General features: G+C 45.5%; 4 protein-coding genes, 17 tRNA genes and 1 rRNA gene. 2 read left to right on the plus strand and 20 right to left on the minus strand.

Annotated features, from left to right (window positions below; all coding sequences use genetic code 11):
- Positions 1–6: 6 nt before the first annotated feature.
- Positions 7–1,152, minus strand: a complete 1,146-nt coding sequence (queG, locus tag ACFQ1X_RS00310; protein ID WP_144841044.1) for a tRNA epoxyqueuosine(34) reductase QueG — start codon at positions 1,150–1,152, stop codon at positions 7–9.
- A gap of 67 nt (positions 1,153–1,219) precedes the next feature.
- Between queG and ACFQ1X_RS00315 the strand changes: the two genes are divergently transcribed.
- Positions 1,220–1,882: a B3/B4 domain-containing protein gene (locus tag ACFQ1X_RS00315; protein ID WP_144841043.1), complete on the plus strand. Its 663-nt coding sequence runs from the start codon at positions 1,220–1,222 to the stop codon at positions 1,880–1,882.
- Positions 1,883–1,974: 92 nt separating this feature from the next.
- Entirely contained in the window at positions 1,975–3,045 is a 1,071-nt protein-coding gene (locus tag ACFQ1X_RS00320; protein WP_144841042.1) for a C45 family autoproteolytic acyltransferase/hydolase, read from the plus strand.
- 47 nt (positions 3,046–3,092) lie between these two features.
- Here the strand turns inward: ACFQ1X_RS00320 and ACFQ1X_RS00325 are convergent, their stop codons facing one another.
- From ACFQ1X_RS00325 to rrf, 19 genes are all read right to left on the minus strand, one after another.
- On the minus strand, positions 3,093–5,753 hold the full coding sequence (locus ACFQ1X_RS00325; RefSeq protein ID WP_144841091.1) for a cation-transporting P-type ATPase: 2,661 nt from the start codon (positions 5,751–5,753) through the stop codon (positions 3,093–3,095).
- A 208-nt stretch (positions 5,754–5,961) separates the two neighbouring features.
- A tRNA-Leu gene (locus tag ACFQ1X_RS00330) sits at positions 5,962–6,045 on the minus strand.
- A 147-nt stretch (positions 6,046–6,192) separates the two neighbouring features.
- Positions 6,193–6,276: transfer RNA gene (locus tag ACFQ1X_RS00335), tRNA-Leu, on the minus strand.
- Positions 6,277–6,285: 9 nt separating this feature from the next.
- A tRNA-Cys gene (locus ACFQ1X_RS00340) sits at positions 6,286–6,359 on the minus strand.
- A gap of 6 nt (positions 6,360–6,365) precedes the next feature.
- A tRNA-Gly gene (locus ACFQ1X_RS00345) sits at positions 6,366–6,440 on the minus strand.
- Positions 6,441–6,444: 4 nt separating this feature from the next.
- Positions 6,445–6,516 (minus strand) — tRNA-Gln (locus tag ACFQ1X_RS00350).
- 9 nt (positions 6,517–6,525) lie between these two features.
- A tRNA-His gene (locus tag ACFQ1X_RS00355) sits at positions 6,526–6,601 on the minus strand.
- 46 nt (positions 6,602–6,647) lie between these two features.
- A tRNA-His gene (locus tag ACFQ1X_RS00360) sits at positions 6,648–6,723 on the minus strand.
- Between the two features lie 20 nt (positions 6,724–6,743).
- A tRNA-Trp gene (locus ACFQ1X_RS00365) sits at positions 6,744–6,817 on the minus strand.
- A gap of 6 nt (positions 6,818–6,823) precedes the next feature.
- Positions 6,824–6,907: transfer RNA gene (locus tag ACFQ1X_RS00370), tRNA-Tyr, on the minus strand.
- Positions 6,908–6,910: 3 nt separating this feature from the next.
- Positions 6,911–6,986 (minus strand) — tRNA-Thr (locus ACFQ1X_RS00375).
- A gap of 14 nt (positions 6,987–7,000) precedes the next feature.
- A tRNA-Phe gene (locus ACFQ1X_RS00380) sits at positions 7,001–7,076 on the minus strand.
- 17 nt (positions 7,077–7,093) lie between these two features.
- A tRNA-Asp gene (locus ACFQ1X_RS00385) sits at positions 7,094–7,169 on the minus strand.
- A gap of 3 nt (positions 7,170–7,172) precedes the next feature.
- Positions 7,173–7,249 (minus strand) — tRNA-Met (locus tag ACFQ1X_RS00390).
- 596 nt (positions 7,250–7,845) lie between these two features.
- Positions 7,846–7,921, minus strand: a tRNA-Val gene (locus tag ACFQ1X_RS00395).
- Positions 7,922–7,926: 5 nt separating this feature from the next.
- Positions 7,927–8,001 (minus strand) — tRNA-Glu (locus tag ACFQ1X_RS00400).
- 28 nt (positions 8,002–8,029) lie between these two features.
- Positions 8,030–8,119, minus strand: a tRNA-Ser gene (locus tag ACFQ1X_RS00405).
- A 7-nt stretch (positions 8,120–8,126) separates the two neighbouring features.
- A tRNA-Asn gene (locus ACFQ1X_RS00410) sits at positions 8,127–8,201 on the minus strand.
- Between the two features lie 13 nt (positions 8,202–8,214).
- Positions 8,215–8,330, minus strand: a 5S ribosomal RNA gene (gene rrf / locus ACFQ1X_RS00415).
- Between the last annotated feature and the right edge of the window lie 222 nt (positions 8,331–8,552).

The raw sequence follows: 8,552 nt of genomic DNA on the forward strand, positions 1-8,552 counted from the left end.
CTTCACTTATCCTTTCGATTCCTCAGCAAAAAATGCCAATCCTTTTTGAATTTCCTCGAGCACTTCAAGATCACTCTCTTGCTCTTCCGCTTTTTTTAAAGCATGCAGCCCTTCAGCTGTGCCAATTTTTCCGATGCCCCATGCAGCTGTGCCACGGATAACCGGCCGCTCATCACTTTCCAACAAATCAATCAATGCCGGCACAGCACTTACTTCCTTGAAATGTGCCAACGCCAGAATCGCATTGCGCTGGATCGGTTTTTTCCCTCTCCATGAACCGGAGATATAACCAAATTTCTCTTTGAACTCCCGGTTTGATATTTTCAATAACGGCTCAAGCAATGGTTTGGCTATTTCCGGATCGGGTTCAAATTCGGTATGAATCTGGTTCGCTTTCCGTTTATTTTTCGGACAAACTGTCTGGCAAGTGTCACAGCCATATAGACGGTTGCCGATTTTCGAACGGAATTCATCCGGCAGAAAGCCCTTAGTCTGTGTCAAAAAAGAAATGCAGCGCTGTGCATTCAACTGGCCACCTTCCACAATGGCACCTGTCGGGCACGTATCGATGCACAGCCGGCAGTCGCCGCATTGATCCTCCATCGGCTCATCCAGCTCAAATGGAATATTGGTGATCATTTCCCCGAGGTAAACATAAGAACCGAACTCCGGCGTAATGATATTGGTGTTTTTCGCGCTCCACCCTATGCCTGCACGTTCTGCGACTGCTCGGTCGGATAATTCCCCGGTATCAACCATCGACCGCATACGGGCATCCGGGTAATGTGCTGCGATGAAGGCTTCCAGCAGTGTCAGCCGCTCACGCAGCGCAGCATGATAATCCTTGCCCCAAGATGAACGCGAAAAAATTCCGCGCCTTGCTCCACGCGTTCCTTGCGGTGCATCATTCATTTTCGACGGATACGCAATGGCAATTGCAATGATCGTCACTGCTTCTTCCAATAATAACTCAGGATGTGTGCGCTTTTCTACATCCGCTTCTTCAAAGCCTGATTGATACTGAAGTTGCTGTTGTCGAATCAGGCGATGCTTCAGACTGAAGAAAGGCTCAGCTGATGCGAACCCGATTTTATCTATTCCGATTTCCGAGGCATAAGCAACGAGCTCTTTTTGAAATTGGTCAAGATTCATGCTGATAACCCCTTTATTGAATATATGATACGATAATTTATATGGACCTTCAGAAAGGAAGATCATTGTGAAAATAACAGTCGATCCGAAAATCAAAGAAGTACTTCCCGATTTTAAAGTTGGAATCATTCAATATAACAATATCACCGTTTCTGATTCTCCTCAAATGTTAAAAGGCCGGCTGCAGCTTTTCCAGGAACAATTATTCTTCGATCTGGAGGACAAGGACTTATTTGATTTTCCTGGTCTGCTTGAATGGAAACTCATCTGGAAAGCGCTGGGTGCCGATTCAAATCGCTACCGCCCTTCCGCTGAAGCTCTTTATCGGAGAATCAGGAAACAAAATTATCTTACATCTGTCCATTCGGGAGTGGATATGAATAATTTTCTGTCGCTGCAATACGAAATTCCGCTTGGCCTTTACGATGCCGATAAAATCGAGAGTAACGTCGAAGTTACCATAGGCACTGACAAGGATCAATACGAAGGAATAAACAATCGTCTCAATACCCTTTCCAACATAATCATAACAAAAGACCGGCAAGGGGCTTTTGGCAGTCCGTATGTCGATTCCAAACGAACAGTTGTCACCGAAACCACACAGAATGCGCTGCACGTCTTTTATATTCGACCCTCGATGGACCGGGACACCGCTCTTGAGCTTTTGACCGCCGCGTCCAATATGTTCACAGGAATTAACGGCGGACAGGCTGAACTGTCAGTTTTATAACTGTCTGAAGCGCTTGCTCCAGGCAGATTCTTTTCTATCACCCTTAAATTCTAGTATTATTTTGATATCGAGATAAAAAAGAGGGATGTCCAATGAAAAAAGTCCATAGCGATATTATCCAATTCCGAGGCAGTCATTATGAGTTTGGCCACCACCAGGGTGAACTGCTGCGGGATTCACTGCTTCTGCCAAACCGCAGAGCTCAACGTGGACAAAAAAGTATGCAGCTGATTATAAATGAAACTCAGGCAATCGAGATGCTCGAACGCTTTGCACCACGTATCTGGGAAGAAATAGAAGGATTGGCCGATGCATTGAAATGGCCATTTATAGATGCTTTACGTGAATTCGGCGGTTACTACCTGGAATATACAAAGAGCGGCTGTTCAATTCTCAGCCATTCCAATTTCCTGGTCCGCAACTACGATAGTGCGCCGCAGGGCTACGAAGGACGTTTTGCATTATACGAACCTACTGATGGCGGATACGCCACCATCGGTCCATCCATGCAAATAACAGGTCGAACTGATGGGCTGAACGAAAAAGGGCTGGTGATGGGCTATAATTTCATTAACCGCCGAAATTCCGCCGACGGCTTTATTTGCAATATGATCGGCCGGCTCATTTTGGAGCATTGTGCGACCGTCGAAGAAGCGATCGACCTGCTAAAAGAATTGCCACACCGGCGATCTTTCAGTTATGTGCTGTTGGACAAAACAGGACGATCCGTTGTAGCGGAAACTTCTCCGCGCGATGTCATTGTGCGGGAAGCTGCAGTGTCGACAAACCATTTCGAAGTTTTGTCTGAAGAAAACCGCTACCAGATCGATGATTCCAAAAGGCGTGAAACCGCACTTCTCACCCACGCTGCAGTCTCAAATGACGCTTATGAGGCATTCCGTCTCTTAAATGATTCAGCGCAAGGTGTGTTCTCTACAAAATACAGCACTGCTTCCGGCACGCTCCACACGGCTTCTTATTTCCCGAATAGCCTTGAAGTCGGTTTTGCGATTGGTCCGGACCGCCTGCCATTAATGTTTGATTTCCAGAAATGGCTCCAAGGGGAACGTCTGCTGGCCAAGCGCATCAATGGCCGGATCGACACACATTTTCCGTTTCCCTATCTGGACGACTTGTCCGGGCCCCAACATAAAAACGGCTGAAGCATCTCTTGCTTCAGCTGTTTTTATTGCATTTAAACTCCTTTAAATTAAACTTTTCTTTTCCTAGATACAATCGTTGTTGTAAAAAATTTTTGAACAACCCATTTTTCCAACTCGACCAGAACAAAAACGCTAAACCCGATTATGAACGGCCATCCCCAATTGTTAATACTAATTGGTTCTGTCCCTAGCACAAAATTTATAAATGGTATATAAGTGATGGCAAGCTGCACAATAATCAGAATCCCCGACACAAGGAATGCTGCTTTATTAGAAAAAAAATCTTTATTCAATGCAAAGCGGGATTCATTTCGGCAGTTAAAGAGATAAAAAAGTTGTGAAATGACCAAAGTTTGCAACGTAATCGTCTGCAAAACTCCCACCTCATAATTTTGCGCAGAAAGCACACTATTCATCCACAAAATACCGCCACATATAATTGAAGATACAAATGCAATCCTAAATATTGCATACGTGCTCAATAACCGGACATTCTGTTTTCTTGGCGGCCGTTCCATTGTTCCTGGTTCCAGCTTTTCAAAAGCAATCGCAAGTGATATCGTCACAGCCGTTATCATGTTGACCCATAGTATTTGCACCGGAGTCAAAGGAATTGTCGCCCCAAGTAGAATGCTGATAAAAATCAACATTCCCTCAGATACATTAGTAGGCAAAATAAAAAGAATTGTCTTTTTTAAATTATCATAAACACGTCGCCCTTCTTTTACCGCATTGACAATGGTACTGAAATTATCGTCAACGAGCACCATCTCTGCTGCCTCTTTTGATACTTCAGTTCCTTTGATCCCCATTGCTATTCCAATATCAGCTCGCTTTAATGCAGGAGCATCATTGACACCATCCCCCGTCATTGCACAAATATGGTGTTGAGCCTGCAATGCGGTAACCAGTTGCAGTTTATTGGTTGGACTGGTGCGTGCAAAAATATCATATTCAATGGCCGCCCGCGCTAATTGCGTCATGTCCATTGAATCCAATTCCCATCCCTCAATCGCTTTTCCTTCGCGACCGATACCTAACATCTCACCAATAGCTACCGCAGTTTCTTTATGGTCTCCGGTAATCATTTTGACCTGAATACCTGCACTTCTGCACTGTGCAATCGAGTCAATCACTTCTTCTCGCGGCGGATCAATAATCCCCACTATTCCCATTAAATGGAATTTATCTCTTAAATCCTTATGGTCGATTGATTGTGTGTCATCTGATACGGTCTTTACTGCCGCTGCCAAGAGACGTTCTCCGCGCTTAGCATGGACAGCAATTTGAACTTCCCAGAAACTTCGTTCTTCTACAGCAACCATATCCAGCAGCACTTCAGGTGCCCCTTTAACATAAATCCGTCTTCCATGTTTTTCTTCCACTAGCGCCGCCATATATTTATAGGAAGAATCAAAAGGAATTTTAGCAATAATCGGTAATACCTCAATTTTTTTATCAGCTTTTTCCGTTAAAGTCAGCAAACACCCCTCTGTAGGCCCTCCGCTAACCATCCACTTGTTTTCTTCCTGATACAAATTTGCCTCATTAACCGTCTTTAAACACACCAAAAATTGTTCCAGCATTGGATATTCAGCTATAGATACCTCACGCCCATTTCTTTGAATCGCTCCTTCGGGAGAATATCCTGTACCACTAACTTCGAATTCAATTCCTTGAACAATAACCGAGTTAACAGTCATTTCATTTTTTGTCAAAGTACCTGTTTTATCCGAGCAGATCACTGTTACTGCACCTAAGGTTTCGACTGAGGGCAGGTTGCGTACTATTGCATTTTTAGCAGCCATCTTTTGTACCCCAAGCGCCAAAATTATGGAGAGAATAGCCGGTAAACCCTCAGGAATTGCTGCCACAGTTAACCCAATAATCGCCAACAGCAATTCCGCTGTTCCATAATCATGAAAGAGGTAACCAATAAAAAACATTAGAATCGCACTCAAGACAATGACTATGGAAATAAGTTTGCCAAAGTCTGTAGTCTGTTTTATTAATGGGGTTTGAAGTTTCTCAACAGATTCCATAGCAGTGCTGATTTCTCCAAGCGCTGTATTCGCCCCCGTGGCAATAACTACTCCTAATCCCGAGCCAGATGCAACCGAAGTTCCGGCAAAAGCCATATTCGTTCGATCACCAAGTACTGTATTTTCAGGAATAACAGCAATTTGTTTCTCGACTGCCAGCGATTCACCCGTTAAAGAAGACTCTTCAATTTGCAGGTTTATCGCTTCTAATAAACGCATATCCGCCGGCACTTTATCTCCAGCTCTTAAAACGACGATATCTCCTGGAACAATTTCGGCTGCTCGAATGCCTAGTCTGCTACCAGAACGCATTACAGTAGCTTTAATAGACAGCATATTGCGAATAGCCTCAAGTGCCTTCTCAGCTTTGTTTTCTTGAAAATATCCGATGCTTGCATTAATTATTACAACAGCCAGAATAACTGCTGTATCTACGTAATGACCAAGTATCATTGTTATAAAAGCAGCTGCTAGCAGAACATAAATGAGAACGTCGTGAAAGTGTTTAAAAAACTTAACAATAACTGAATCTCCTTTTCCTTCCGGCAACTCATTACTTCCCCACCTGTTTAACCGTTTAACTGCTTCTGCTTCGCTTAAGCCGGTTTCTGGACTTACTGACTGCTCCTTAAGCACCTGTTCGATTTCCTCATTGAACCACTTCATTTCAGACAATCCCTCACCTCCGAAATGTTATCAAAACTTTCAAACAATTTTACATATTATAGCATGTAACAGTTTAGGAGACACTGCCTCCACTATTTAACTCTCTCAGTCAAAAAACTTTCATTTTACAACGAAGGTATATAAAAAAGCCCTGACTCTTGGTCAGGGCTTTCAGTCTTCCCGCTTGGCATACGGTAAGGATAGATTATACCGGCGGTCGGGGTCGAACCGACACTCCCGTGAAGGAACGGGATTTTGAGTCCCGCGCGTCTGCCAATTCCGCCACGCCGGCAAAATGTCTAAGCGACAATAAATAATATAACATAAATCAAAGCAATTAAACAAGCAGTTTTTTGGAAAATGCATATAAGCCCAATAAAAAACACCAACTCCGGTGAAGGAGCTGGTGCTTGGTAAAGGGCAGGCAGGCCCTTTAAGATACCGGCGGTCGGGGTCGAACCGACACTCCCGTGAAGGAACGGGATTTTGAGTCCCGCGCGTCTGCCAATTCCGCCACGCCGGCATAATATAATGGAGGCGGCAACCGGACTCGAACCGGTGATAAGGGTGTTGCAGACCCATGCCTTACCACTTGGCTATGCCGCCAATTTTTGGAGCGGAAGACGGGGGTCGAACCCGCGACCTCCACCTTGGCAAGGTGGCGTTCTACCACTGAACTACTTCCGCAAAGCTGGGGTACCTGGATTCGAACCAGGGCATGACGGGATCAAAACCCGTTGCCTTACCGCTTGGCTATACCCCAATAATAAGATGGGGCGGACGAGGGGAATTGAACCCCCGAGTGCCGGAATCACAATCCGGTGCGTTAACCACTTCGCCACGACCGCCACGTTATTATTTTATAAGTGCATTAAATAAATTATAGATAAGAAATGGGGCGGACGAGGGGAATTGAACCCCCGAGTGCCGGAATCACAATCCGGTGCGTTAACCACTTCGCCACGACCGCCACGATGTATTTTTTAAAAATGGCAGGGGCAGTAGGAATCGAACCCACATCGGAGGTTTTGGAGACCTCTGTTCTACCGTTAAACTATGCCCCTAAAAACTGGTGGTGGGGGGCAGATTCGAACTGCCGAACCCGAAGGAGCGGATTTACAGTCCGCCGCGTTTAGCCACTTCGCTACCCCACCGTATGGTGCCGGAGAAAGGACTTGAACCCTCAACCTACTGATTACAAGTCAGTTGCTCTACCAGTTGAGCTACTCCGGCATGGAGAAAAAATATGGTGGGTCAGGACGGAATCGAACCGCCGACACTTAGAGCTTCAATCTAATGCTCTACCGACTGAGCTACTGACCCATATTATTTAATAAAAATGGCGGTCCCGACCGGGATCGAACCGGCGATCTCCTGCGTGACAGGCAGGCATGTTAACCGCTACACCACGGGACCATTTGGTTGCGGGGGCAGGATTTGAACCTGCGACCTCCGGGTTATGAGCCCGACGAGCTACCGAACTGCTCTACCCCGCGACAATAATATATACGAAGATTTTTCATACTCATTGCTTATCGCTGATGACACCTGCATCGCCTTCGGCTGCTTCGGTGTTACTTCGCCGTCTTCGTACGGCTCGTTGCTCTACCCCGCGACAATAATATATACGAAGATTTTTCATACTCATTGCTTATCGCTGATGACACCTGCATCGCCTTCGGCTGCTTCGGTGTTACTTCGCCGTCTTCGTACGGCTCGTTGCTCTACCCCGCGACAATAATATATACGAAGATTTTTCATACTCATTGCTTATCGCTGATGACACCTGCATCGCCTTCGGCTGCTTCGGTGTTACTTCGCCGTCTTCGTACGGCTCGTTGCTCTACCCCGCGACAATAATATATACGAAGATTTTTCATACTCATTGCTTATCGCTGATGACACCTGCATCGCCTTCGGCTGCTTCGGTGTTACTTCGCCGTCTTCGTACGGCTCGTTGCTCTACCCCGCGATAATAATATAAGAAGACTTTTATACTCTATTTTCAATACTTACATCAATATTGAATTCGAGTTCCTTCTATATATAATAACAGTTTCTCTTTAACACTGTCTTTATGTAGAAAACAAAATGGTGGAGGATGACGGGATCGAACCGCCGACCCTCTGCTTGTAAGGCAGATGCTCTCCCAGCTGAGCTAATCCTCCGATAATGGTGACCCCTACGGGATTCGAACCCGTGTTACCGCCGTGAAAGGGCGGTGTCTTAACCGCTTGACCAAGGGGCCTTGCAAATTTTAATAGTGAGTTATCTACTGGCGGAGAGCAAGGGATTCGAACCCTTGAGACGGTTGCCCGCCTACATGATTTCCAATCATGCTCCTTCGGCCACTCGGACAGCTCTCCAGAAAAATGGCTCCGAAGGTAGGACTCGAACCTACGACCATCGCATTAACAGTGCGGTGCTCTACCACTGAGCTACTTCGGAATAATATGGATCAGCCTGGCAACGTCCTACTCTCACAGGGGGAAACCCCCAACTACCATCGGCGCAAAAGAGCTTAACTGCCGTGTTCGGGATGGGAACGGGTGTGGCCTCTTTGCCATCATTACCAGACTGATTATTAATTTGAAAGACAAGATTTATTATACCAATTCTGGTGATTAATACAAGCTTTTTTCAAAACTTTATCTTATTCTTTCAAAACCGGATAAACGACATGGAAACAGGGAAAAACAAACGCTTTTCATGAAATGGATTTGGTTAAGTCCTCGATCGATTAGTATTCGTCAGCTGCACGTGTCGCCACGCTTCCACCTCGAACCTATCTACCTCATC

This window comes from Metaplanococcus flavidus, from assembly GCF_042675885.1.
GTDB lineage: Bacteria > Bacillota > Bacilli > Bacillales_A > Planococcaceae > Planococcus > Planococcus flavidus.

Coding starts and splice junctions, on each gene's coding strand:
- queG (WP_144841044.1), bottom strand. CDS start 1,152: ATGAATCTTGACCAATTTCAAAAAGAGCTCGTTGCTTATGCCTCGGAA.
- ACFQ1X_RS00320 (WP_144841042.1), top strand. CDS start 1,975: ATGAAAAAAGTCCATAGCGATATTATCCAATTCCGAGGCAGTCATTAT.
- ACFQ1X_RS00325 (WP_144841091.1), bottom strand. CDS start 5,753: ATGAAGTGGTTCAATGAGGAAATCGAACAGGTGCTTAAGGAGCAGTCA.